The 24,653-nt window shown below is 53.2% G+C and carries 25 protein-coding genes; 17 read left to right on the forward strand and 8 right to left on the reverse strand.

All coding sequences use genetic code 11. The features are described 5' to 3' along the window. Positions 1 to 156: 156 nt before the first annotated feature. Genes BN7444_RS04545 through BN7444_RS04555 form a run of 3 tightly spaced genes read right to left on the reverse strand, consistent with a single transcriptional unit; the run spans position 157 to position 3,102 of the window. Positions 157 to 1,314, reverse strand: coding sequence for a M20 metallopeptidase family protein (locus BN7444_RS04545; RefSeq protein WP_068456364.1), 1,158 nt, complete (start codon positions 1,312 to 1,314; stop codon positions 157 to 159). Next, on the reverse strand, positions 1,307 to 2,110 hold the full coding sequence (locus tag BN7444_RS04550) for a nitrilase-related carbon-nitrogen hydrolase (protein WP_068456367.1): 804 nt from the start codon (positions 2,108 to 2,110) through the stop codon (positions 1,307 to 1,309). Before BN7444_RS04550 ends, BN7444_RS04545 begins: the two co-directional genes overlap by 8 nt. After that, positions 2,107 to 3,102, reverse strand: a complete 996-nt coding sequence (locus BN7444_RS04555) for an aspartate-semialdehyde dehydrogenase (protein WP_068456370.1) — start codon at positions 3,100 to 3,102, stop codon at positions 2,107 to 2,109. Before BN7444_RS04555 ends, BN7444_RS04550 begins: the two co-directional genes overlap by 4 nt. Positions 3,103 to 3,199: 97 nt before the next feature. On the opposite strand from BN7444_RS04555, the gene BN7444_RS04560 reads away from it, so the two are divergent. Continuing rightward, positions 3,200 to 4,339 (forward strand): homoserine dehydrogenase, encoded by a 1,140-nt coding sequence (locus BN7444_RS04560; RefSeq protein WP_068456373.1) that lies wholly within the window; start codon positions 3,200 to 3,202, stop codon positions 4,337 to 4,339. 89 nt (positions 4,340 to 4,428) lie between these two features. Here the strand turns inward: BN7444_RS04560 and BN7444_RS04565 are convergent, their stop codons facing one another. Beyond that, positions 4,429 to 4,920 carry an Lrp/AsnC family transcriptional regulator gene (locus tag BN7444_RS04565; RefSeq protein ID WP_068456377.1) on the reverse strand — a complete coding sequence of 164 codons (492 nt, stop codon included), beginning with the start codon at positions 4,918 to 4,920 and terminating at the stop codon, positions 4,429 to 4,431. 326 nt (positions 4,921 to 5,246) lie between these two features. Here BN7444_RS04565 and BN7444_RS04570 point away from each other — a divergent pair, with 326 nt between their 5' ends. The 13 genes from BN7444_RS04570 to BN7444_RS04630 all read left to right on the forward strand — a co-directional run bounded on the left by BN7444_RS04570 (position 5,247) and on the right by BN7444_RS04630 (position 18,300). Then, positions 5,247 to 5,555 carry a hypothetical protein gene (locus BN7444_RS04570; RefSeq protein WP_068456380.1) on the forward strand — a complete coding sequence of 103 codons (309 nt, stop codon included), beginning with the start codon at positions 5,247 to 5,249 and terminating at the stop codon, positions 5,553 to 5,555. Between the two features lie 12 nt (positions 5,556 to 5,567). Next, positions 5,568 to 6,587 carry a V-type ATPase subunit gene (locus tag BN7444_RS04575; RefSeq protein WP_068456383.1) on the forward strand — a complete coding sequence of 340 codons (1,020 nt, stop codon included), beginning with the start codon at positions 5,568 to 5,570 and terminating at the stop codon, positions 6,585 to 6,587. Continuing rightward, entirely contained in the window at positions 6,578 to 8,527 is a 1,950-nt protein-coding gene (locus tag BN7444_RS04580) for a V-type ATP synthase subunit I (RefSeq protein WP_068456386.1), read from the forward strand. The genes BN7444_RS04575 and BN7444_RS04580 overlap by 10 nt, the downstream gene beginning before the upstream one ends. A gap of 20 nt (positions 8,528 to 8,547) precedes the next feature. Next, entirely contained in the window at positions 8,548 to 8,967 is a 420-nt protein-coding gene (locus BN7444_RS04585) for an ATP synthase subunit C (protein WP_068456391.1), read from the forward strand. After that, entirely contained in the window at positions 8,967 to 9,275 is a 309-nt protein-coding gene (locus BN7444_RS04590) for a V-type ATP synthase subunit F (protein ID WP_068456394.1), read from the forward strand. The genes BN7444_RS04585 and BN7444_RS04590 overlap by 1 nt, the downstream gene beginning before the upstream one ends. Before the next feature lie 11 nt (positions 9,276 to 9,286). After that, on the forward strand, positions 9,287 to 9,913 hold the full coding sequence (locus tag BN7444_RS04595) for a hypothetical protein (RefSeq protein ID WP_068456397.1): 627 nt from the start codon (positions 9,287 to 9,289) through the stop codon (positions 9,911 to 9,913). After that, positions 9,906 to 11,762 (forward strand): V-type ATP synthase subunit A, encoded by a 1,857-nt coding sequence (locus BN7444_RS04600; protein WP_082941272.1) that lies wholly within the window; start codon positions 9,906 to 9,908, stop codon positions 11,760 to 11,762. Before BN7444_RS04595 ends, BN7444_RS04600 begins: the two co-directional genes overlap by 8 nt. Positions 11,763 to 11,765: 3 nt before the next feature. After that, positions 11,766 to 13,139 carry a V-type ATP synthase subunit B gene (locus tag BN7444_RS04605; protein WP_068456400.1) on the forward strand — a complete coding sequence of 458 codons (1,374 nt, stop codon included), beginning with the start codon at positions 11,766 to 11,768 and terminating at the stop codon, positions 13,137 to 13,139. 9 nt (positions 13,140 to 13,148) lie between these two features. Next, positions 13,149 to 13,766, forward strand: coding sequence for a V-type ATP synthase subunit D (locus BN7444_RS04610; protein ID WP_068456403.1), 618 nt, complete (start codon positions 13,149 to 13,151; stop codon positions 13,764 to 13,766). A 10-nt stretch (positions 13,767 to 13,776) separates the two neighbouring features. Further along, positions 13,777 to 14,274: an NUDIX domain-containing protein gene (locus BN7444_RS04615; protein WP_068456406.1), complete on the forward strand. Its 498-nt coding sequence runs from the start codon at positions 13,777 to 13,779 to the stop codon at positions 14,272 to 14,274. A gap of 185 nt (positions 14,275 to 14,459) precedes the next feature. Continuing rightward, positions 14,460 to 15,857, forward strand: coding sequence for an alanine/glycine:cation symporter family protein (locus tag BN7444_RS04620; protein ID WP_068456409.1), 1,398 nt, complete (start codon positions 14,460 to 14,462; stop codon positions 15,855 to 15,857). A gap of 182 nt (positions 15,858 to 16,039) precedes the next feature. Beyond that, positions 16,040 to 17,737 carry a Na/Pi cotransporter family protein gene (locus tag BN7444_RS04625; RefSeq protein ID WP_068456410.1) on the forward strand — a complete coding sequence of 566 codons (1,698 nt, stop codon included), beginning with the start codon at positions 16,040 to 16,042 and terminating at the stop codon, positions 17,735 to 17,737. Positions 17,738 to 17,847: 110 nt separating this feature from the next. Continuing rightward, a complete protein-coding gene (locus tag BN7444_RS04630) occupies positions 17,848 to 18,300 on the forward strand; it encodes a helix-turn-helix domain-containing protein (protein ID WP_068456415.1) in 453 nt (150 codons plus the stop codon). Positions 18,301 to 18,356: 56 nt separating this feature from the next. Here BN7444_RS04630 and BN7444_RS04635 read toward each other — a convergent pair whose 3' ends face one another. After that, complete coding sequence (locus BN7444_RS04635; RefSeq protein ID WP_068456418.1) at positions 18,357 to 19,466, reverse strand: toxic anion resistance protein; 1,110 nt, start codon at positions 19,464 to 19,466, stop codon at positions 18,357 to 18,359. Then, entirely contained in the window at positions 19,459 to 20,604 is a 1,146-nt protein-coding gene (locus BN7444_RS04640) for a 5-bromo-4-chloroindolyl phosphate hydrolysis family protein (RefSeq protein WP_068456422.1), read from the reverse strand. Before BN7444_RS04640 ends, BN7444_RS04635 begins: the two co-directional genes overlap by 8 nt. A gap of 247 nt (positions 20,605 to 20,851) precedes the next feature. Here BN7444_RS04640 and BN7444_RS04645 point away from each other — a divergent pair, with 247 nt between their 5' ends. Then, positions 20,852 to 22,492: a DEAD/DEAH box helicase gene (locus BN7444_RS04645; protein WP_068456423.1), complete on the forward strand. Its 1,641-nt coding sequence runs from the start codon at positions 20,852 to 20,854 to the stop codon at positions 22,490 to 22,492. Positions 22,493 to 22,564: 72 nt separating this feature from the next. Here the strand turns inward: BN7444_RS04645 and BN7444_RS04650 are convergent, their stop codons facing one another. After that, on the reverse strand, positions 22,565 to 22,864 hold the full coding sequence (locus BN7444_RS04650) for a DUF4298 domain-containing protein (protein WP_068456427.1): 300 nt from the start codon (positions 22,862 to 22,864) through the stop codon (positions 22,565 to 22,567). Between the two features lie 63 nt (positions 22,865 to 22,927). Further along, positions 22,928 to 23,512, reverse strand: coding sequence for a rubrerythrin (gene rbr / locus BN7444_RS04655; RefSeq protein WP_068456430.1), 585 nt, complete (start codon positions 23,510 to 23,512; stop codon positions 22,928 to 22,930). 193 nt (positions 23,513 to 23,705) lie between these two features. On the opposite strand from rbr, the gene tmk reads away from it, so the two are divergent. After that, on the forward strand, positions 23,706 to 24,326 hold the full coding sequence (gene tmk / locus BN7444_RS04660) for a dTMP kinase (RefSeq protein ID WP_068456432.1): 621 nt from the start codon (positions 23,706 to 23,708) through the stop codon (positions 24,324 to 24,326). Beyond that, positions 24,323 to 24,643 carry a cyclic-di-AMP receptor gene (locus BN7444_RS04665; RefSeq protein WP_068456434.1) on the forward strand — a complete coding sequence of 107 codons (321 nt, stop codon included), beginning with the start codon at positions 24,323 to 24,325 and terminating at the stop codon, positions 24,641 to 24,643. Before tmk ends, BN7444_RS04665 begins: the two co-directional genes overlap by 4 nt. Positions 24,644 to 24,653: the final 10 nt, after the last annotated feature.

The following is a 24,653-nucleotide window of genomic DNA, read 5'->3' on the forward strand; positions in this document are numbered from 1 at the left end:
TTCCCGCGGGGAAAAGATTTTATTTTTTGTCGAGAGCGGGGGAGGCGGGCGGAATCTTTTTCACAAAAGAAAAAATGGCGATAAAAAAATTTTTTTGCGTCCCCGGCGGCGGGCAAAAAAATCCCCGACTCTTTTCGAAAAAAGTCGGGGAGTATTTTACTGTACCAGAAAGGCGAGGGTCGACGCCACTTCGGCGCAGATGCCGTAGGTGACGGCGTCTTCTTCCGGGAGAAACTCCGCCGTGTGAAGGGCGTGGCATGCCTCTCCCGGTTTTCTCACGCCGAGATTGATGAAGCTGCCCGGTGCCTTTTGAAGGTAGTAGGCGAAATCTTCCGCACTCATGGTGGGCTTGGGCAGGGTGACGACTCTGTCGGGGCCCAGTGCCTCTGTGGCGGCCCGGCGGATGATTTCCGTTGCCTCGGGATCGTTGATCAGGGGAACATAGCCCTTGATGATTTCCATGTCGCAGCGGCAGTCGTGGGCGGCTGCGGTAGCGGTAGCAATGTCTTTCAGCCGGGTGCGCAGGGTATGCATATTGTCCATGGTGTCGGCGCGAATGGTGCCTTCCAGGGTCATGGTGTCGGGGATGATATTGTGCTTGTTGCCCCCGTGTACGGATCCGATGGTGACCACCGCCGGCGTCAGGGGCGAGAAGCGACGGGAGACGATGGTCTGCAAGGCGACGATAATATGGCCCCCGCAGACGATGGGATCGATGCAGGCGTCGGGGCGCGCGGCGTGGCCGCCACGGCCGGTGATGGTGAATTTAAAATCTTCCACCCCGGCGTACATAAAGCCCGGGCGCACGCCGACGGTGCCCAGATCCAAATAGGGGGAGACGTGAAGGCCCATGACATTGTCCACGCCGTCCATGACGCCTTCGGCTACCATGACCTCGGCGCCGCCGTCTTTCTCCTCGTTGGGCTGAAAGATGAGGCGGACGGTGCCGGCGAAATCCCTGTGGCGGGTAAAATAGGTGGCCGTGCCCAGAAGGATGGCCATGTGCATATCGTGGCCGCAGGCGTGCATGAGGCCTTTTGTTTCCGAAGCGAAATCGAGACCCGTGGCTTCGGTGATGGGCAGGGCGTCCATGTCCGCGCGAAGGGCCACGGTGCGGCCTTCTTTCTCGCCCTTGATGTCGCCGTGAAAGCCGCCGTTGGAATAGGGGACGACTTCGATGTCCATGTCCTTTAAAATCGACTGAATGTATTTCGCGGTTTCGAACTCTTCGCCGCTCAGCTCCGGATGGGCGTGGAGGTGGCGGTAGTGCGTCCGCACCTCGTTCGCGATGGCTTCGATGGCTTTTTTATCCATGGCGGCTCACCAGCTCTCCGTAAAGATCGGGGCGGCGCTCATGAAAGAGATCGAACTTGCCCTTGGCCTCTTCCACTTTGGACAGATCCAGATCCACGGTGTGGATGCAGGCTTCCGTGCCCGTCATAAGCACTTCCTCACCCATGGGATCGTAGATGCAGCTGCCTCCGCCGCCCATGGCCGGGTAGTCGCCGAGCTTGGTGCAATTCACCGCCACCACATAGCATTGGTTCTCCACGGCCCGCGCCCGGGCGAAGAGATGCATGTGGGGCACGCGGGAAAGGCCCCAGGCCATGGGGACGAAGAGGATCTTCGCCCGCCCCATGACGGCGAGGCGCACCCATTCCGGCATGCGCAGCTCGAAGCAGGTAATAATCCCCGCGGGCACCCCGTCCAGTTCGAAGGCCAGGTTTTTCTCTCCCGGGGCGAAGTAGGTCTTCTCCGCTCCCATGGGAAAGAGGTGGGCCTTGTCGTAGGTGCCCAAGAGGGTGCCGGCGCGGTCGTAAATAAAGCTGCGATTGGCGCGGGCGTCATGATCCCACACGGTGATGCTCCCCGCCACGAGATTCACCTCGTGCTCTTTAGCAAAGGCGGAGAGATCCCGGCGCAGGCTTTCTTCTTCGTAATCGTCGTCTGCGGAGAAGCGTTCCGGGTAAAAGCCCGTGTTCCACATTTCCGGCAAGACGATGACGTCGGGGGAGGAGTTCAGGGCCTCTTCCATAGCATCGAATATGGTTTTTCTGTTGACCTCTTGGGTCATGGGGCCGATGGGGGCCTGTACGATGGAAACTCTCATGCTCGTGCGTTTAAATGTTCTTCCAGAATTTGGATGGCGTTGAGGGCGGCGCCTTTGCGAATGTTGTCGGCGACGACCCAAAGGTTCAAGCTGTTTTCGCAGGAATCGTCCTTGCGAATGCGGCCGACGAAGACTTCGTCCTTGCCTTCGGCATTGATTTGCAGGGGATAGACGAGGTTTTTCACATCGTCCTGAAGCACTACGTGGTCCATGGCTTCATAGGCGGCGCGAAGCTTGTCGATGTCCACGGGCTTTTCGCAGGTGACGTTGACGGAAATGGCGTGGGCGCCCTTGACCGGCACGCGAACGGCGGTGGCGGTAACGGCGAGATCCGGGCGATGGAAAATCTTCCGCGATTCGTTCACCATCTTCATTTCTTCCTTCGTGTAGCCGTCTTCCAGGAAGTCGTCGATGTGAGGCAGGCAGTTGTAGGCGATGGGGTAGGGATAAAATTCCGGCGCCTCGCCCTTGATGCCCCGTTCCAAATCGGCGATGCCTCGCACGCCGGAGCCGCTGACGGCTTGGAAGGTGGTAAAGACGATGCGCTTCATCTTAAAGAGATCTTCCACGGGCTTCAGTGCCACCACGGATTGAATGGTGGAGCAGTTGGGATTGGCGATAATGCCCGCGTCGTCGATAATGTCGTCGGGATTGATTTCCGGCACCACCAGGGGAATGTCCTCCTTCATGCGGAAGTGGGAGCTGTTGTCGATGACGATGCTGCCCGCTTCGGCGGCCACGGGGCAAAAGCGCGCGGCCAGATTGCCGTCCAAAGCGCTCAGGACGTAGTCGAACTTGCCTTCTCTCAAGGCCTCTTCCGTGAGCTCTTGCACCTCGTGTTCTTCGCCGTTAAAAGTGAAGGTCTTGCCCGCACTTCTTTCCGATGCGAACATAGACAGTTCCAAGGGGAGATGCTTTTCTTCTAAAATACTGCGCATGGTTTGACCGACCAGGCCCGTTGCGCCTAAAATTGCTGTGCGATAGATCGTCATTGTAAACCTTCTTTCTTATTAAACGATGTTTTACTTGACTATAGCAAAAACACTCTAGTATAGTCAATTCATAATGATTGCAAGGAAAGGGGATACTATGAAACTGGCATTGATTGGATTCGGCACCGTCGGCCGCGGCGCCTACGACATTTTAAAGGATCGACAAGAGGTTTTCGAAAAGACCATCGGCCCCATGGAGATCGCCTATGTGGTGGCATCGGATCGGAGCAGAAATACCCTGGAGCTGGAAATCGACGAGCCCGTGGTTACGGCGAAGGAATACGACAAGGTTCTGGAAGAAGTGGACTGCGTCGCCGAGGCCACCGGCGCCATGGACATGGCCTACGAGTACATGCGTCGGGCATTGGAAAAAGGCGTGGGCGTGGTCACCGCCAACAAGGCCTGCGTCAGCGCCCACTACGAGGAGCTCGTGGCCCTTTCGGAAAAAACCGGCGCGCCCTTCTTGTTTGAAGCGGCGGTGGCCGGGGGCATTCCCGTCCTTACGCCACTGAGGGCCCTCTGCCTTCAAAACGAAATCGAAGACGTGAAGGGCATTTTAAACGGCACCTGCAATTATCTTTTAAACGCCATGTTTAAAGAGGGCGCCGATTACAAGGACACCTTGGCCCTGTGCCAAAAGCTGGGCTATGCCGAGCAGGATCCCACCGACGATGTGGAAGGCTACGACACCCGCAGAAAGCTCCACCTCTTAATCGAAATGGCCTTCGGTCACGTAGACGGCGACGCCATTCCCACACGGGGCATCGCCCAAATCGATCAGTCCGTGGTGGCCTACTTGAAATCGCAAAATAAAAAGGTGAAGCTCGTGGCCTCCGCCAAGCCCGCAGAGGGCGGCATCGAAGCCGTGGTGGAACCCGTGATCTTCGATGGGGGCCACAGCCTGGCCATCCTGCCCGATGCCATTAATCAGGTGAATGTGAAAGGCAGTTGGGTCGGCGAATTGGCCTTTACCGGCCCCGGCGCCGGCAAAGAGCCCACGGGCAACGCCGTGGTGGCGGATCTCGTGGCAGCCGCCACAAAAAGCGCCATGCCCCTTATGAAGCGGGGCGATGTAGCGCTTGCGCCCATACGCGGCCGCTATTTCGTGGCAAAAGAATTGGAAGGAGATTTCGTCGACCGAGTGGAAGAGGGATTCACCTACACCGCGGACATGGCACGGGAAGAACTGTTGAAGGCCTTGGACGAAAAGACCTTCTTCGCCCGTCTGGAAGATTAAAAACGAAAGAGACAAGCCAACGGGGCTTGTCTTTTTTTGCTTGAATTTACAATCTAAGTGCAAAAAAAACGAGCGCCGAAGCGCCCGATTTATTTCTCGTTGATCCGTATGGCGTTGTGTTCCCGAATGTCTTTGCCCTTGACTTGATTCAGTGCGCCGATGGTATTGGTCCTCTTAATGGAAATGGATTCTCTGAGGCGCATTAAAAAGTCGTCCAAGGCCTTCGACGAGGTGGACTTAATGCGAATTAAAAATTGGTATTCGCCCATGAGCTTCCAGCAGTCGGTGACTTGATCCGAGGTTTCGACGTAGTTTATAAATTCTTCCAAGGTATTGTCTTCTTCGGATATGTCGATGAGACAGAAGGAGTGGATATAGGAATCGTCCTCTTCCCCGCCGAGAAGAATGGTATAGCCGGCGATGACGCCCGCATCTTCCAGGCGATGAATCCGATTACGCGTAGCCGAAACGGACAGGCTGACCTTTTTCGCGATGTCGCTTAGGGACATGCGGCTGTTTTCGTTTAACAGGGACAGAATGTATGTGTCGATGGAATCACCGGTAAAACGATTGATGTGCACCTTATGCACCTCCTTTAACCAAAACAAATAGCTTTATTTGATTATACCAAAAAACCGACTCAATTTCACGGTCATACTGAAAAATTTTGCAAAAAACCCCGATATTTTTCGCTCCCGCGAAAGAAACATGCAGAGGATGGGGTGGAAGGGATTCGTTTTAAAAATAGGCGGCTTGTTTTTTAAAAAATCGCTGAAAAAAAGTCAAAAAAAATACCTTCCGACCTCTTCATTTTTTTGATTTAGGTCGGGGCAAGTGCTAAAATATTTATAACTGCAAATCTTTAAAACAGGAGATTTGCCGAAATAAAACGGGAAAGGGGACTAGGTTGGAACAATTGATTCGAAGCGTCATCGAACTTGACGAGCGAACCGACGCCATGGTTGAAAAGCAAGAGAAGACCATCGACGAAGAGAAGGCGGATCTGCAAAAACGCTTCACGGAAATGGAAGTGGACGAGCGGGAATCCTCCAAGGCTTCGGCGAAGGACAGTTACGATACCATTTACAACGAGGCCATGGGCGTGGTGGACGAGATTAAAGAAAACAATCGAAAGAAGCTGGAGTCGGTGGATTCGGTTTACAAAGCCCACAAAGCGGAATTGGTGGAAGAAGCGTTTCAACTCCTGGACATTTAGTGGGAGGCGAGTATGAGTTACGCTGCAGTAAACACCAAAGCGGTCACCGTCTACGCCCGCTATTTGAAGCCGGAAGTGCCTTTGAGGATTCTGGAAGCGGGAAATGTAAAAGACGGCCTGGCTATTTTAGAACAGACTTGGGGGCTGGAACTTTCCGACGACCCCCATCTTTTGGAAATCAATGTAAAGATGGCCCAAAAGGTGTACGACACCTTGATCGGCTTTCACTACTACTTACAGGGACAGGACCGGATTTTTTTCAAAGCCCTTTTGAATCGCTACGAGATGCAGGATTTGAAGCGGATTTTCCGGGCGGTCTATCACGAGGAAGATGTCAATATCGTACGAAACAGCCTCCTCGCCTTGGATCCGGAAATTCTGCCGAGGGAGCAGAACGTCGGTCCCGACGATTTGTTTAAGGCCTTGGACGCCACCCCCTACGGGCGGATGCTTTCCGCTTATGAGGGCGTGAGCCGAGACCGTATTCTTTTTTATATCGAAATGGAGCTGGACAAGAGTTACTACGAGGACTTGATGAAAGAGGCGCAGAAGCTGCCGAAGAAGTATCATAAGTCCGTCATGGCCATGTTGAACCGGCAAGTGGATCTCTTGAACATTCTCTATATTTATCGGGGCAAGAAGACTTACGACATTATGAAGTCGGAGATGGAAAACTTCGCCATTCGCGGCGGCAATATTCCCAGGAAGCTTTTGGATTCGTGGATCTATGCCGACGATGTGGATGCCCTGGTGCGCTCCGTGCGGGCGTCGTCTTTCGCCTTTCTCTTTGAAACGGCGAGGGAAAATCACATGACCGACGTAGCGGCTGCGAGGGATCTCGCCGCCATGTATTTGAAACAGTATCAACAAGGGGGCCCGGGCCCGGCGCGTATCGTCGCCCTGTCCATTTTGCTGGAAAACGCCATTAAGGACGTTTCCACCACGTTGGAAGGACTCAGGCTCGGCTTCGGCAAGGAACTGATCAGGAGTCTGTTGACGATTCCTATGAAAGAAGGTGAAGTATGGCAGTAGAGAGAATGAAGATGCTCAGCGTCGTCGCCCGAATCGAGGACATGAACGATATTCTGTTCGAAATTTTGGATTCAGAAGCGCTGGACATGGTCGACGCCATGACCCAATTGGCGGAGAACAGCAATATCTACTCCCTGGAGGACAATGTGGACATGGTGGTGGATTTAAACAATCTGGCGCCCTTTCCCATTGATACCGATGTAAGGCAGCGCACCCAAGAGGCGCAAAAATTGGTGGAGTACTTCCACATTAAGGATTTAAATATTAACAGCTTCGAAGGCACCGACGGTCTGGACGAGCGCTATAAGGCCCTCATCGATCGGGTGGAGCCCTTGCGGGAAGAGTACGATAAGATTCACAAGCGTCTGGAAACCATCGCCATGTTTAAACAGAACATGGCCCTCTTCGAAAACGTGGACGTGGATTTGACGAAGATTCGGGACATGAAGTATTTCACCGCCCGCTTCGGTCGGCTGGAAAAGTCCGCTCGGGTGCGCTTAAAGAGCAGTTACGAAAATCTTCTTGCCCTTATTCTGCACACGGGCTCTTTTGAAGATGAAGAAGTGTACATGATCGTCTACCCCAACGAGGTGGCGGAAGAGATCGATCGGGTGCTGAAGTCCCTTCACTGGATCGACGTGCCCGTCTTGGACAATGCCGTAGGCACGGCGAAGGACACCCTGAGCCGCCTGAAAGAAGAAGAGACGGATCTCTACACCCGCATGGCAGAGCTGGACGAAGAGCGGAAGACCCTTTATCGGGACGATCGGGACACGGTGCGGGAAATTTTGGGCCACACCCTTTTCCTGGGCCGCATCGAAGAAGCGAAGCAGCAAATGGCCATTGCCAACAAGTACTTCCTGATCACGGGCTGGGCCGACGAGGCCGGCGTGGAAGACATTCGCCGCCGCACGGCGAAGTTTAAGGACGTGGTCATTACAACCCAAAGCGAAGAAGACGTGGCCAAGGGCATTACGCCGCCGACGAAGCTCAAGAACCCGAAGTTCTTCAAACCCTTCGAGCTCTTGGTGCGCATGTACGGCATTCCCCATTACAACGAAATCGACCCGACGATCTTTGTCGGCATTACCTATATGCTCCTCTTCGGCGCCATGTTCGGCGACGTGGGGCAAGGGGCGGTCTTTTTCCTTATCGGCTTTATCCTTTCGAGGCACCGGCAAAAAGACATGGGCGGCCTCTTAATGCGCATGGGCGGATCGTCCATAGTCTTCGGCTTTTTGTACGGCTCGGTCTTCGGTTACGAAGACGTCATCGACGCCCTGTGGCTGAGACCTTTCCAAAACATCGAGCAAGTGCTTATGGCCGCCATCGGCTTCGGCGTCGTGCTTTTGGTTTTGGCCTACGGCATGAACTTTGCCAATGCCATTAAGAACAAAGACCTGGCCCGGGGGCTTTTCGGCGAACACGGCCTCTTCGGCTTCTTGGTCTTCGCCATGCTCCTCATTATGATTTTGGACGTGGCGGGACTCGTGTCCTTTATTCCCATGCCCGTCGCCGCAGGCATCCTCGTCTTATCCATTCTGCTGATGATCTTTAAAAAGCCCATTTTGGCAAAGATCCAAAAGACCGATGTGGATTACGCAGGAAACAAGAGCGGCTACTTTATCGAAAGTTCGTTTTCCATGATCGAGCTGTTGATCTCCACCTTATCGGGGATCGTGTCCTTTATCCGCGTCGGCGCCTTTGCCATTAACCACGTGGGGCTATTTATGGCCTTCCACGTCATGAGTCAAATGGCTTCCCACGACGTGGGCGGTTACATCATTTTGATTTTAGGAAATATTTTGATCATCGGTCTGGAAGGACTTATCGTCTTTATCCAAGGCCTGCGTCTCGAATACTACGAATTGTTCAGCCGCTACTACGACGGCAACGGACGGGAATTCCGCTCCGACAATTTGAATTTGAATCACAAATAAGCATTGAGAAGGAGATTATTATGGAAAAAATATTATTTTTAGCATCCCTCGTCGTCTTATCGACGATTATCGCGGGCTTCGTCTTTTTGGAACGGGGTGTGTCCTCGGATCGCGTGAAGCTGAAAAAGGCCATGCGCACCAATCTTTTCGCCTTTATCCCCACGGTGGTCGCCGCCTACGTGCTCCTCGTCCCCGGCGTGGTACACGCCGCCACGGGCGCGACTGAAGTCAACGGCCTGGGCCTTTTGGCCGCCGCCCTCTCCACGGGCCTCGCCACCATCGGCACGGGCTACGCCGTGGGTATCGTCGGTTCCGCCGCATTGGGTGCGGTCAGTGAAGACGACTCTATTTTAGGGAAGACCCTGATCTTCGTCGGCTTGGCCGAAGGGATCGCCATTTACGGCTTGATCATTTCCATTATGATTTTGGGGAAACTTTAATGATCTCCAAAGTCATCTCTCGTGATGACGAGTTTCTCGTCGCCCTTCGCATGAGCGGTTTCGAAGGCGTGTTCTGTGCCGATTTGGAGGCGCTGAACCATACCTTTGACTCCAGCCTGCAGGATAAAAACATCGGCATGATTATCTTAAACGAGAAGGACTTTCGCGCGTTGGAAGAAAAGGTGCTGGCTGTGAAAGAGAAAAAGCGCAGCCCCTTTATCTGCACATTGCCCGGAAGAGGTGGCTACACGGAAGATGATTTCATTATGAAATACGTACGCGAGGCCATCGGGGTCAAACTGGATTAGTAGGTGAGAAAATGCTGCAAGTCGAAAGCAAATTGGAATTATTCGAAAACGTCGTCTACAAGCGGCGTTTCGTGGAATTGGAAAAGCGCAAAGAAGCGTGGGAAGAGGAAAAAAACAATCTCCTGCGGCGCAAAGAAAAACAACTGAATGATGAAAAAGAGGCCATCGTTCGCCGCCGTGCCGACCTGGCGCGGGTCATGGGCAATGAAGAAATTGCCAAGGCCAAGGAGAACGAGCGGGTCTTGGAATTAAAAAAGATCAACGAATTAAAGAAGGATTTTATCGACGCCATTCGCGAACGGGCCGCGGAATACACCTTTACGGATCAGTACGCCACGGATCTGGCCACGCGGGTAGAGGAATCTCTCGGCGATTTGGAGGCGGGAGAATACCGCTTCGCCATGGTGGCCGGGGATATGGACAAGTATTTCGAAGGCTTTCGTGCCATGGCCGAGAAAAAAGGCATTACCCTTCACCCGGAGACCTTGGAGGATTGGCACATCGGCGGGCATACCATTAGCGATATGGAAAAGACCTACAGCCTGAACTACGATCTGTACACCTTGATCGAAGATAAGCGCTACGCCATCGGCAAGTTGCTCTATCGCCTGTTCCGAGAGGAGATGGACCATGAGTAAAGAAGCGAAGATCATTAAGATTAACGGGCCCGTGGTCATCGGCAAGCCCATGGGGGATTTCTCCATGCGTGAAATGGTACAGGTGGGCGAAAAGAAGCTTATCGGCGAAGTCATCGCCATTCACGGCGACGAAGGCACGGTGCAGGTCTACGAAGAGACGGAAGGGCTCATGCGGGACGAATCCATCGTCTCCACCGGCGGGCCTCTTTCCGTGCGTCTGGGCCCCGGCCTCTTGGGCAATATGTTCGACGGCATCGAGCGGCCACTAAACCGCATTAACGAAAAATACGGCAGCTTTATCCCCGAAGGCATCGGCATGACCAATCTGGATCTGGAAAAGCTGTGGGCCTTCGAGCCCAAGGTCAAGGCGGGGGATGCTGTCCGCGGCGGCGCCGTCTTAGGCACCGTGGAAGAGACGGAAATTATTACCCACCGCATTCTCCTTCCCCCGGACATTTCCGGGGAAGTGAGCTGGGTCGCCGAAGCCGGCGAGTACAATGTGGTGGAGCCCATCTGCAAGGTGAAAGACGAAGCCGGCGAGGAGCACGAGGTGGCCATGAGCCAGCGCTGGCCCGTGCGGATTCCCCGCCCCGTCCATGAATTTTTAGACGCGAATCAGCTCCTGGTCACCGGCCAGCGGGTACTGGACGTGTTCTTTCCCATCGCCAAGGGCGGCACCGTCGCCATTCCCGGCGGCTTCGGTACGGGCAAGACCATGACCCAACACTCCATCGCCAAGTTTTGCGATGCGGACATTATCGTCTACATCGGCTGCGGCGAGCGGGGGAACGAAATGACGGAAGTACTGGAAGACTTCCCGAAGCTCATCGACCCGAACTCGGGCAAGCCTTTGATGCAGCGCACCATTTTAATCGCCAATACATCGAATATGCCTGTAGCGGCGCGTGAGGCGTCCATCTACACCGGCATTACCATTGCCGAATACTTTAGAGACCAAGGCTACGACGTGGCCATGATGGCGGACTCCACCTCCCGTTGGGCGGAAGCCCTCAGGGAAATCTCCGGCCGTCTGGAAGAAATGCCGGCGGAAGAAGGCTACCCTGCCTACCTGCCCAGCCGCATCGCCTCCTTCTACGAGCGCAGCGGATCGGCCAAGACACTCTGTGGCGAAGAAGGCTCCGTCACCACCATCGGCGCCGTCTCCCCGGCGGGAGGCGACTTCTCCGAGCCCGTCACGGAAAACACCCGTCGCTTCGTCAATGTATTTTTGGCACTGGATAAGGACCTGGCCTACTCCCGCCACTATCCCGCCATTCACTGGCTCCATTCCTATTCCGGCTACATCGGCGCCCTGTCCAATTACTACGACAATCGACTGGACGGCGACCTGCCCGGTTTACGGAAGAAGTTTATGAACATTCTGAACGAAGAGGCAAGATTGCAGGAAATCGTCATGCTCGTCGGCGAAGACGTGCTCCCCGACAAGGAGCGCTTCCTCTTAATCGTGGCACGCTTAATTAAAGACGCCTTTTTGCAACAAAACGCCTTCAACGATATCGACCAGTCGGTGCCTTTGGAAAAACAATTTGCCATGATGGAAGTCATCGACACTTTGTACGAAGAGGGCAAGGTGGTCCTGGAGCAAGGCATTTCCATCGAAGAGGTGAAGGACGATGCCCTTCATTCCCGCATCGTCAATATGAAGTACAATATCGCCAACGACGATTCTAAATCCTTCACCCATCTGATCAACGACATCCAAGAGCATTACCGGGAAATTCGCATCGAATACGGCATTGCCGAAGACGAAATGGACGCCTTGGAAATCGAAGGGAAGAAGGAAGCGGACGAAACGGACGAAGAGAAAGAAACGGAAAAGGAGGTGTAGGACGTGAAGAAAGAGTATTTGCGATTGGATAATATCGACGGATCCCTGATTCAGCTTTCCGGCCTGCACCGGGTGCGCTACGGCGAAATCGTCTCCATCACCAATCGGGAAACGAAAGAGACTTTAGTGGGGCGGGTCATCGGCATCGACGAAGATGCCGCCACGGTACAGGTCTTCGGCGAATCCATGGGGGTCTCCACGGAAAATTTAAACGTGGTCTTCGAAGGACGGCCCTTTGAAATTCCCCTGGCGCCGGAAATTTTAGGCCGCCGCTTCAACGGCATCGGACGGGCCATCGACAAGGGCGGCCCCGTCTACTCCGACGATTTTTACAATGTCAACGGCAAGCCCATGAACCCGGTGGCTCGGGAGTATCCCCGGAACTTTATTCAAACGGGGATTCGAGGCATCGACTCGGTCATGACCTTGATTCGGGGCCAAAAGCTCCCGATCTTTTCGGGAGCGGGTCTGCCTCACAACGAGTTGGCCGCGCAGATCATTCGCCAGGCCAATATCGCCGACGACGCGGGCGGCGATGATTTCGCCGTGGTCTTTTGCGGCATGGGCCTGAAGCGGGAGGTGGCCTCCTTCTTCACCGACAGCTTTATGGAAGCCGGCGTTATGGACAAGGTCGTCATCTATATGAACTACGCCGACGACCCGATTATGGAGCGGATCATCGCGCCGAAATGCGCCTTGACCGCGGCGGAATATTTGGCCTTCGAGCGGCACAAACACGTGCTGGTCATTATGACCGACATGACCAGCTACGGGGAAAGCTTGCGTGAAGTGTCTTCTCAACGGCAGGAAGTGCCTTCGAGAAAGGGCTACCCGGGCTATTTGTATTCGGATCTCGCCGCCATTTACGAGCGGGCGGGCATGATCAAGGGCGTGAAGGGATCGGTGACTTTGATCCCCATCTTAACCATGCCCTCCGACGACATTACCCACCCGATTCCCGACTTGACCGGCTACATTACCGAGGGGCAGATCGTATTGTCTCGTGACCTTAACGGCCAGGGCATCTATCCCCCCATTAACATTCTGGACTCCTTGTCCCGTCTGATGAAAGACGGCATCGGGGCGGACTACACCCGGGAAGACCACAGTGACGTCTCCGCCCAATTGTTTGCGTCCTACTCCAAATGTACGGAAGTGCGTTCTTTGGCCCAGATCATCGGGGAAGAGGAATTGTCGGAAAACGATCAAAAGCTCTTGGCCTTCGGTCGCCGCTTCGAAAACGAATTTATCGGCCAGGACTTTAACGAGCCCTCCGACATCGGCCAGACTCTGGACAAGGCATGGGAGCTTTTGAGGACATTGCCCAAGGACAGCTTGGTGCGCATCGATCCGAAAATTCTGGACAAGTATTATTAGAGGTGAGCTATGGCGAAACGCGTGACGGCGACAAAAGCTAATTTAATCAAAACAAAGAGCGCCCTGAATTTTGCCAAGAGAGGCTACGGCCTTTTAGACAAAAAGCGGGCCGTGCTTATGCGTGAGATGATGCGCTTAAACGCCCGGGCCCAAACCATTCAACAAGAGGTGGAAGAGCGCTTCGGCCAGTCCTACGACGCCCTCACCATGGCCTCGGTGACCATGGGCTGGGAGTCCGTGGTGGGAATGAGCAAGTCCATGCCCACGGAAGAGCCCTACAATATCGGCTACCGCTCCGTCATGGGAGTGGAGATTCCCGAAATCCACTACAAGGCCTTTAAGCCCCAAACCACCTTCAGTATGTTTGAATCCAATTTCGCCTTCGACGAAGCCTATATTCGCATGCACGACATGCGGGCGCGGATTTACGAGCTCGCGGAAATCGAAACGGATTTGTACCGCCTGGCCAAGGAAATTAAAAAGACGGTGAAGCGGGCCAACGCCCTGGAAAAAATTCAAATTCCCAGGTACGAGGCGGCGAAAAAAGAAATCGAAGACATTTTGGCAGAAAAGGAGCGGGAAGATTTCTTCCGCTTGAAGCGCGTGAAAAACAATGTGAGCAAGTAAGGAGGTCGCCGTGGAACTGAGGCGTATTTACGACGAAGACTTTAATTATCAGGGCTATTTAAAAGATCGGAAAGAGCCCCTGGATCCCGAGGAGTATTACGTCGTCGCCGGCGTCATGGTGATTTCCGAAAAGAAGCTCTTGGTAACCAAAAGGGCGAAGGGAAAAACTTTCGCCCATCAATGGGAATTTACCATGGGAAGCGTCGTGGACAAAGAAAGCCCCCTTCAAGGCGCCCTGCGGGAGCTGAAAGAAGAAGTGGGCATTCGCGCCACGGACCGGGACCTCTCCTTCCTCGGCACCATGAAGGAAGATCAGAAGTTTTCCAAGATCTTTCTCCTCGTGAGAGACGTGGACAAGATCAAGATGCAAAAAAGCGAAGTGGAAGATTATAAATTCGTCGGCAAGAAAGAGCTAAAGGCCATGTTGGCCGACGGCGAATTTGCCCCGCCCATGGCCAAGCGCATCGAAAACTATTTCGAAAAGATCGAAGACTTGTTGGAAGACTGATTCGGCGCCCGAAGGGGCGCTATTTTTTTGCGACGTTTGAAAATTTCCCGAAGAGAAGGCTCACTGCGGCAAGATAAAGCAGAAAAATTCCGTGTTAATGGAAAACAATCTTTTACATTGTAGTCGTCTATGGTAAAATGTGAACAACCATGTAATCTGTAGGTATTTAGAAATTGAGGTGACCAATGGATCTATTACTGAAAGTAAACGGGTACTTGTATTACCCCATTTTAATTATTGTCTTAATCGGCGCCGGCCTTTACTTCACCGTGCGCACGGGATTTTTGCAATTATCTATGTTCGGTGAATCTGTGCGCGTGTTGAAAGAAAAGCCCCACGAAGGAGAAGTGTCTTCCTTCCAGGCGCTCATGGTGTCTACGGCATCCCGGGTCGGCACGGGGAATATCGTCGGCGTGGCCCAGGCCATTTGCCTCGGCGGCTACGGCGCCGTGTTCTGGATGTGGCTCATCGCCATTATCGGCGGTGCGTCGGCCTTTGTGGAATCCACCTTGGCGCAAATTTATAAGCGCAAAGGGGAACACGGCAACAGCTTCGGCGGCCCCAGCTACTACATCGAAATCGCTTTGGGCTCCAGAGGCCTCGGCGTGCTCTTCGCCATCTTTTTGATCTTAACTTATGCCGTGGGCTTTAATATGCTCGCATCCTTTAACATGACCGACTCCTTCCGCGTCTATGATTTCTTCGTGGAAGGCAAGACCACCTGGATCATCGGCGGCTGCCTCGCCGTCGTCGCAGGCTACTGCGTCTTAGGGGGCGGCAAGCGCATCATTAAAGCCACCTCCACCCTGGTACCCTTTATGGGCATTATCTTCGTGGCCATGGCATTGTTTATGATTTTCAAAAACATTACCTACATGCCCACGGTATTCAAAAACATTTTCTCCGACGCCTTCAACTTCAAAGCCATCTTCGGCGGCTTTGCGGGTTCCGCCATGGTCCAAGGGATCAAGCGGGGGCTGTACTCCAACGAAGCCGGTATGGGTTCCGCGCCCAACGCCGCTGCCTCGGCAGATGTATCCCACCCGGTTAAACAAGGCCTGGTTCAAATGTTCTCCGTCTTCTTAGACACCTTGGTGATCTGCTCCGCCACGGCATTTATGGCCATGGCATCGGGCGTAGAAGCCACGGAAGAATTGGCAGGGGCAGCCTATGTGCAAGAATCCCTGGCCACGGTCTTCGGCCACTACGGCTACGTATTCATCACTCTGTCTTTGACCCTCTTTGCCTTCACCACCCTCTTAGGCAATCTCTACTACGTGGACAGCTGTTTGAACTACCTGAACAAAAAGACGCCCTCCAAAACCTTTATGCTTTGCTACCGACTGGTGGCCATCGCCCTTATCTTCTTGGGCAGCAGCATGAAAATGGAACTGGCATGGAACGTGGCGGACTTCTTAATGGCCCTCATGGTGCTGGTCAACATTCCCGCCATTCTGCTTCTGAGCAATCAAGCTCTGGCGGCGCTGAAGGATTACAAAGAACAGTCCCACGCAGGCAAAAACCCCCACTTCCTCGGTCGGAGCATCGGCTTGGACGAAAGCAAATTGGATTACTGGAAATAGGAAAAAGCAAGCTCCGTGCTTGCTTTTTTTGTGCGCGGAAAGGGCCGGCCGCCCGTATTATTTATTTTTTCTATGAGAAAGAAATAACGAGGAAGTTTTTATGGCGAAAACCTTACCTAGACTTTACTTTTTGATATAATAAGGGCGGTCTATGTATGTAAAACTTTACGGAAGGAGATTTTATGGGCGAGATAAGTTCATGGTCTCAAATTGATTGGCATTTTATTGCCGGCGGTCTGGGCTTGTTTCTTTTCGGCGTCAAACTCATGGGCGACAGCCTGACGAAATTTGCCGGGACGAAGATTCGGGACTATATCGAAAAATACACGTCCAATCCCATCATGGCGGTCTTGGTCGGTATCGTCATGACCGGCCTGATCCAATCCTCTTCGGCGGCTACGGTTATCGCCATATCCCTGGTGCGAAGCGGATTAATGGGCATGAATCAAGCCATCGCCATTATACTCGGCGCCAATATCGGGACCACGGTAACGTCGATTTTAATCGGTTTTCAACTGGATTACCTGGCCTACTTTATTTTGCTTATCGGCGTCTTCTTAATGCTTATGGCGACGAAGAAAAAAACCACCTACCTGGGCGAAATCGTCGTCGGCTTCGGGCTTTTGTTTATCGGCCTCAACATTATGGGCGATGCATTGAAAGAGCTGCAGTACATCCCCGGCTTCTCCGACATGGTCGTAAGGCTCAGTCGCCAGCCGATCCTGGCCGCCTTAATCGGCGCCGTGGTCACCGGGGTCATTCAATCCTCCTCGGCCATCGTCGGGATCGTCCAAACCCTCTACGCCACCCAGTCCATTACCCTGGTGGCGGCCCTGGGATTGGTCTTCGGTGCCAATATCGGCACCACGGTTACGGCGGCATTGGCCTCCGTGGGGGGCAGCCTCGCCGCGCGGCGCACGTCCCTGTTCCACTTTTTGTTTAACATCTCCGTGTCCGTGTTTTTCCTCATCATTATCGGGCCATACGAACGCTTCGTCCACTACGTGACGGATCTGTTCCACTTTAACGACATGATGACCATCGCCTTCGCCCACTTCACCTTTAACTTCTTGGGCATGATCATCTTTTTGCCCATCATTCCCCAATGTGTGTCCCTGCTGAGAAAACTCATGCCCGGTCGCGACGACTTGGCCGAGGAAATGGGCAAGATTCAGCTGGACGAAACCATGATTACCGCTTTCCCCGCCGGGGCGCTGACCCAAGCCAAGGCGGCCATCCTGCAAGTCTCCGACATCGTTATGGACGCTTTGGAAGACAGCAAGCAGTACCTGCTGACTAAGGACAAAAAATACTTCCACGAGGTCAATCAGCTGGAAGACATGATCAACTCCCTGGATACGAAAATCGAATCCTATTTGTTGAAAATTTCCAAGCAGTCCTTGACGGAAGAGCTGGCTGACGAATACTCCGCCGGCCTTCAGGTACAAAAAAACTTTGAGCGCATCGGCGACTTGGTGCAAAATCTGGTGGAATATTTCGAAATGATTTACGATTCCGGCGAAAGCTTCCACGACGAAGCCATGAAGGAACTCAATTCCATCTATGATTTGCTGATCCTCATGTACGGTCACGGCGTGGAAATTTACAGAGGCGCCGACCACCATCTCTACGAAACCATGAAAGAAGAAGAAAACAGCCTGAACTATTTGGAATACGAACTCCGTGCATCCCACTTCAGGCGCATGACCTCTCAACACGAAGAGGCCACCGTTACCACATCCCTTTACGTGGATATCTTGGGTACACTGGAACGTATCGGCGACCACATCTTTAACGTCGCCCGACTCACCTTCGATCCCATTAAGACCCACGGGGAAAAATCCCTGGTGGCGGACGAAGTGGTTCAAGGCGCAGAATAAAACATCGAAACGGCACACCGAAAGGCGTGCTGTTTTTTTGCGGAGAATATGGCGAGGGGGAAGCGGATTTGATAAAATGTATTAAATAAAAATGCAAAAAGGAGGCGCTTATGACACTAGGCAATCGCATAGCGAACTTACGAAAAGACAAGGGCATGTCCTTGGAAAACTTGGCGGAAGCCTTGGAAGTGTCCGTAGACGATTTGCGGGAATGGGAACAGGACAGGAAGCTGCCGAGCCGCGGCGACCTCTTAAAGCTCTGCGGCTATTTTCACACTACCATGGCCTATCTTGTTGGCGGGGAAGCGGAAGGCCCTGTGCATCAAAGGCGATTTTCAAAGAGGGAAATTATTTTCATCCTGGACGTCGCTTTGTTCCTCCTGTGCTTTCTTCTGGCGCCCGTATTTCAATGGGCGAACTCATCTCTTTTCGGTGAATGTTTTTCGGATCCCATAAATTACTTATGGGAATTTCCCCTAAATATTCTCTTTTACCTCGCCTGTGCCATCTTCGCGGTGCAAGTGGGAAAGATCATTTACGATAAGACAAAGGGAAGCAAATAATTCCGCCTCTTACAAATAAATTTGCCCAATAAAAAAGGCCCCGCAAGGGGTCTTTTCTATTGATTGTTTTGAGGTAAGAGGCGGTGCTTGAGGTCCGCTTCCAAGGCTTCCAACTCCCGCTGTGCCTTTTCTCTGTTTTCGTGGCCTTCCAGTTGAATCTTGCGCACCTCGTCCAGTGCGGCGATAAGCTGTTCGTTGGTGTAGCGAATGGTGTCCACATCCACGATGCCCCGCTCGCTTTCTCGCGCTACATTCACCGTGCTTTGGCGCAGGGTTTCGGCGTTTTTCTTCAGGAGCTGATTGGTGAGATCCGCCACCTTCTTTTGGGCTTCGGCGGCTTGTTCCGAGTGGTGCACGCCGAGGGCGAGGACCATTTGGTTTTTCCAGATGGGAATGGTGTTGACCACGGTGGACTGGATCTTTTCCGCCATGACCGTGTTGGACGCCTGCACCATGCGAATTTGCGGCGCCATTTGCAAGCTCACCATGCGGGTGAGTTCCAGGTCGTGGAGCTTCTTTTCGAAGCGATTGGCCATGTTTTGCAGGTCGTTGGCTTTTTGGGCCTCCAGGCTTCCCTCCGTGGCCGAGGCCATGAGGGTGGGGAGCTCGCGACTGCGCACATCTTCCAGCTTTTGATTGCCGGCGAGAATGTACATGGACAGTTCCTTAAAGTACTTTTCGTTTAAGTCGTACATTTGATCCAACATGGAAATGTCTTTCATCAAAGTGATCTGATGGTTTTCCAAGACCCGGGCGATGTCGTCCACGTTTTTTTCCGCCTTGTCGTACTTGGCCTTCATGGCGGTGACCTTGTTGGTGGAGCGTTTCAAAAAGCCCTTCAGGCCCTTTTCGTCCTCGTTTTCGAAAGTCTTCAGCTCCGTCACCACGTCGGAGAGGAGCTTGCCCACTTCGCCGAGATCCTTCGTGCGCACGGAGTTTAAGGTCTTTTCGGAAAAGTTCGAAATCTTTTTCTGTGCCCCCACGCCGTATTGGAGGATCACCGAGGAGTCGGTGAGATCGATGGTCTTGGCAAAGTCGTCCACCTGTTTCTGTTCCGCCGGCGTCAGCTTCACTTGGGCCTCCGCTTCCTTGGGGGTTAAGGCCAATTCCGATTCGATTTCCGCGTCGGTGGTGCCGTCTAAGGTCAATTTAATTTCATCACTCATGGAATCCGTCTCCTTCCGATTCGTCGATTAGCCCGTCTTGTTTCATCACCGTCTCCATCACATCCATTTCGGCGTTGAGATCCAAGAGGTCGTCTTTATATAAGGTGTCCAATAATTTTTCGTAGCCGTCGATGACTTTGTCCAGGGAGCGCAGAATGTCGTCCATGGTCTTTCTGATGGCCTCCGTGATCACCGAGGAAGATTCAAACTGGAGAAAGCGCTCGATGAGCTTAATGGTAGTGGGGGTGTAGTAGTCCACGAATTTGTTTAAGCTTTCCACCCGGCCGGGATCCGTGTTCACCGCATGGCGAATGGCATCCAAAAGCTTCAGTAGGGCGGAGATCTTATCCTTCAGCACGTAATCGTGGGCCCGGTCCCGCTGCTCCTTTAAGGTCTTTTCGTAATCGTCCATGGCCGTCGCCCGGTCGTCGTCGGTGGTGGCCTGCGCTTCTTCAATCTCGGGCACCTCGTTTTGTGTCACGGCTGCGCGGCCCATGTAATTGTCCTTGTAAGCCTTGTAGGCGGCGTGATCCACGAGAAGCAGATCGCCTCCCTCCACCAGGCGGGCCTGGGGCAGGTAGTCTTTTCGGATCATGTGATTGATCTCGGCCGCCACCGTCTGTTGGGGCTTATTCAGTGCCGTGACGATGTCCTCCACGGCGAGAACCGATTGGTCTTGAATCTCCCGGCGAATGCGGAAGAAATCCCGTGCCAAAATCATATTGCGCTGGCTGATGATGGTGCCCGCAGCGAATACCACAGCCGAGACAAAAAGAAAGAGGAACGCGGCAATGGTGTCGGTGGAGAAGAAACCATAGGCGATGTCGTCGATAAAGACAAAGAGGGCACAAAGAAAAGAGCTGATGGCCGAAAGGGCGGCTGCATTTCTCAGCCAGAACCAAGTGTTGGGCGCCGTCACCTTCTGCTTCACCCTGGCGGGATCCCGGTTTACGGGAAGGCGCACGGGTTCTTTCGGCCCGAAGCCCTTTTTCACTCCGCGCATCAAAGCGCCGGCGCCCATTTTCGAGTACTGAATCGCGCTTTCCACGCTTTTTTCTATGACATCGGCCACGTCCTGAAAGTCGTCGTCTTCCATGGCGCGGTCCACAAATTTTTCAATGGCATTTTTATCTTTCAATCCCCATACTCCTTTCAGCCTTGTTATCCAAAGCATTCTACTCTTAGTTTAGCATATGGGAAAAAATCGGGGGCGGTTTTTTCGCCTTTTAAAAAATCTTTACCGATACTTAAACATTAAATCTTTTTTGAAAAGCCTTGCAATTGTTCGTCCCATCTCCCATAATGGAAAGAAGTGAAATAATCAGATAAATAAACGAACTGAGTGGTCCGCGGGACTGCTTTTTTTTTGAAACGAGGAGGAACTTTTGAAATTTAATGAATTTAATCTGTCGCCCGCCATTTTAAAGGGCATCGAGGCCATGGGCTTTGAGGAAGCTTCGCCGATTCAGGCTCAGAGCATGGCGCCCCTTTTGGAAGGCAGAGACGTCATCGCCCAAGCCCAGACCGGCACGGGCAAAACCGCCGCCTACGGCATTCCCATGTTGGAGCGGGTGGAGAAGAAGGGCCCGCTCCAAGGCCTGGTGCTCTGCCCCACCCGTGAGCTGTGTCTGCAAGTGGCCAACGAGCTGGCGAAATTAGGCGCCTATAAAAAAGGCGTGAAGATTCTGCCGGTCTACGGCGGCACCAGCATCGAGCGGCAAATCCGCGCCTTAAAAGGCGGCGTGCAAATCGTCGTGGGCACCCCGGGCCGGGTTATGGACCACATGCGCAGAAAGACCCTGCGCTTCGACGAACTCTCCATGGCCATCTTGGACGAGGCCGACGAAATGTTCGACATGGGCTTTCGCGACGACATGCGCACCATTTTAGACGAGACGCCGGATAACCGCCAAACCTGTTTCTTCTCCGCCACCATGGAAAGAGACATTATGGATTTCTCCGCCAAATTCCAACGGGATCCGGAGATCATTCGCATTAAGCACAAGCAGCTCACCGTGGAAAACATCGAGCAGTATTATTTGGAAATGAAGGCCTCCATGAAGCCGGAAATTTTAAGCCGCCTCGTGGACATCTACGACCCCACTCTGGCCATCGTCTTCTGCAATACGAAGAAGCGGGTGGACGATCTGGTCAGCGAAATGGCGTCCAGAGGCTATGCCGTGGACGGCCTCCACGGGGATTTGAAGCAGAACCAACGGGACGCCGTCATGAAACGCTTCAGAAATTCTTCCATCGACATGCTCGTGGCCACGGACGTGGCGGCCCGGGGCATCGATGTGGGCGACGTGGACATGGTGGTGAACTACGACCTGCCTCAGGACGAGGAGTACTACGTTCACCGCATCGGCCGCACGGCGCGGGCGGGGCGCAAGGGCCTGTCCTTCTCCTTTGTCGTGGGCAGGGATATTTACAAGCTGGAAGACATCGTCCGCTACACCAAGGCCGATCTCGCCTATATGGAGCTGCCCACCATGGAGCAAATGGACGTGAACAAGCGCGAGAATCTGGAAGGAAAAGTGGCGGAGCTGCTGGACGCCGAGGCGGATCTTTCCGAATACAAGCCCATGGTGGAAAGCATGCTCCGCCTGGAGTACGGCGCCGTGGAAATTTCCGCCGCCCTACTAAAGCTTTTAGACGACAGCAGCCAGTCGAAGAAGCACGACGCTCTGGATGAGGTGGACTACGGAAAGAAATTCCGCGCCAGGGGCCTGAGAAAAGACCGCAAGGGCAAGGACAAGAAGGAAAAGGGCGGCAAGAAGCGCTTCTCCAATCACACCAAGCTCTATATGGACAAGGGCAGAAAAGACGGCATCACCCCCAAGGCCGTCCTCGCCATCTTTAAAAAGGAAACGGATCTGGGCCGAGACATCGTGGGCAATATTTTGATTCGCGATCGCCACACCGTGGTGGAAGTGCCGAAGAAGGCGGCGAAGAGCGCCATCGAACAATTGGACGGCATGAAGAGCCGGGGCAAGACCTTCCACGTGCGGGTGTACAGAGATTGATCTTTTTAGTCGATGAAAAATATAATAAGCTGAGGATATTTCCTTAAAATAAAAAGCACTAAGCGTCACTGCCTAGTGCTTTTGTAATATGGCGTTGGCCAGGCGAATCATTTCCTTGGCCATTTCGTAATTGTCCCCGATTAAATCGTAGACGGCATCTTCCGTGAGGACGCCGCAGTCCACGGTGATCTCGCCCTCGTCGTAAGCGTCCACATCGTCGAACCAATCCTGGGAGCTGTAGTACCTGTCCAAGACATCGAAGGCATCCTGGGCCTTTTCAAAGGCGGCCAGGGCCTCTTTAAACTCGGCCACGGCGCGGCTGTGGTCGTTTAAAATTTCTTCCATGGCGGCGACCCGCTCGTTTCTGTTCATTCCCTTCTCCTTTCATAAAAAAAGCACCGAAGCCGAGGCTCAGGTGCTTGGTTTCAATTTATTTTAATAGTTTTCGACAAAGACTTCAAACCATTTTTGCGGGTGGAAGCAGGCGGGGCATTTTTCCGGCGCTTCTTTGCCTTCGTGAATGTAGCCGCAGTTGTTGCATTTCCAAAGAACGACTTCGTCGCGCTTGAAGAGCTTGCCTTCTTTTACATTTTCCAAAAGCTTCAGGTAGCGGTCGCGGTGCGCTTCTTCCACTTCGGCGATTTCGATCCAGTTGTCGGCGATTTCGTCGAAGCCTTCTTCACGAGCGATTTTTGCAAACTCGGGATACATATCGGTAGCTTCACCGTCTTCGCCTTCGGCGGCGTTTTTCAGATTTAATTCCGTGCTGCCCAGGGCGACGGGGTAGTCCCATTTGACTTCCAATTCGTCTTCGTTGAAGTCGTCGATTAAGTATCTAAAGAAGCGCTTGCCGTGTTCTTCTTCGTTGCGTGCCGTTTCCAAGAAGATGTTTTTAATTTGAACGGAAGCATCTTTGTCCGCTTGTTTGGCGTACATGGTGTAGCGTGCAGTGGCTTGGGATTCTCCTGCGAAAGAGATCAACAGATTGTTTGCGGTTTTCGTACCTTTTAATGACATAATGTCCTCCTAACTTCCTATAAGTTCTGCGGTTGCCCTCAGTATACTCTAATTTATGTCTGCGTTCAACCGAGGGGGCCGTGATATACTGTAGTCGTGTCAATGGGGGAAAGTTTCCGAGGGGGACGAAGGGATTTTCCCCGAGCCTAAAGGGACAAAAGCTATGTTATAATGGGAGCGAGGGGGTGTTTCTTTTTTGAAGGGATTATTTATCGTCATCGAAGGGCCGGACGGCTCGGGCAAATCCACGGTGGCGGAAGGCATACGGCACCATTTTGAAGAAAAAGGCGTCGACGTCCTCCACACGCGGGAGCCCGGGGGCACGGCGATTTCGGAAGACATTCGAAAGATTTTATTGGATCCCGAAAACAAAGCCATGCACCCGCGGTGCGAGGCCCTATTGTATGCGGCCTCTCGCGCCCAACATGTGGAAGAGGTGATCCTCCCGGCACTGGAGGCGGGGAAGCTCGTCTTGTGTGAGCGCTTTGTCTTCTCGAGCCTCGTCTATCAGGGGCTCTGTCGCCGACTGGGAATTCAGTCCGTGGGGGCGGTCAACGCCTTTGCCACCGACGGCTTAAAGGCCGACGTCACCCTGTACTTAGACGTGCCCAAGGGCACCGGGGACAGCCGCATGAAAGATCGCCTCGCCGACCGCCTGGAGTCCGATCGACGGATCATGGACACGGTGGAGGAGAATTACAGAATTTTAGCCAATCAGCTGAAAGAGGAGCTGGTCCTTATCGACGCATCCCGGGATGCGGATCAGGTCCTTAAAAGCTGCATAGAAGCCATTGAAAAGGAGTACCGGTTCAGATGAAACTTATATTTGCTATCGTGCAAGATCAAGACGCCGCAGGTTTAATCGACGCCCTGACGGAAAAGCGCTTTCGGGTAACGAAGTTATCCTCCTCCGGGGGCTTTTTAAAAGCCGGCAATACGACCCTTTTAATGGGCGTGAACGAAGAAGACATGGACGCCCTTTTCGACATTATGGAAGAAAATTGCTCCGTGCGTGAAGAGCCGTCGGCCATGGCTCTCTCGCCGGGGGAATCTTTTATGCCCTATCCTTTAAATGTGCGCGTCGGGGGCGCCACCATATTTATTCTCGACGTTGCGGAATACAGTCGCTATTAAGGGGGACGTC

Origin of the sequence: Peptoniphilus pacaensis (genome assembly GCF_900088125.1) — a bacterium.
Classification (GTDB): Bacteria; Bacillota; Clostridia; order Tissierellales; family Peptoniphilaceae; genus Aedoeadaptatus; species Aedoeadaptatus pacaensis.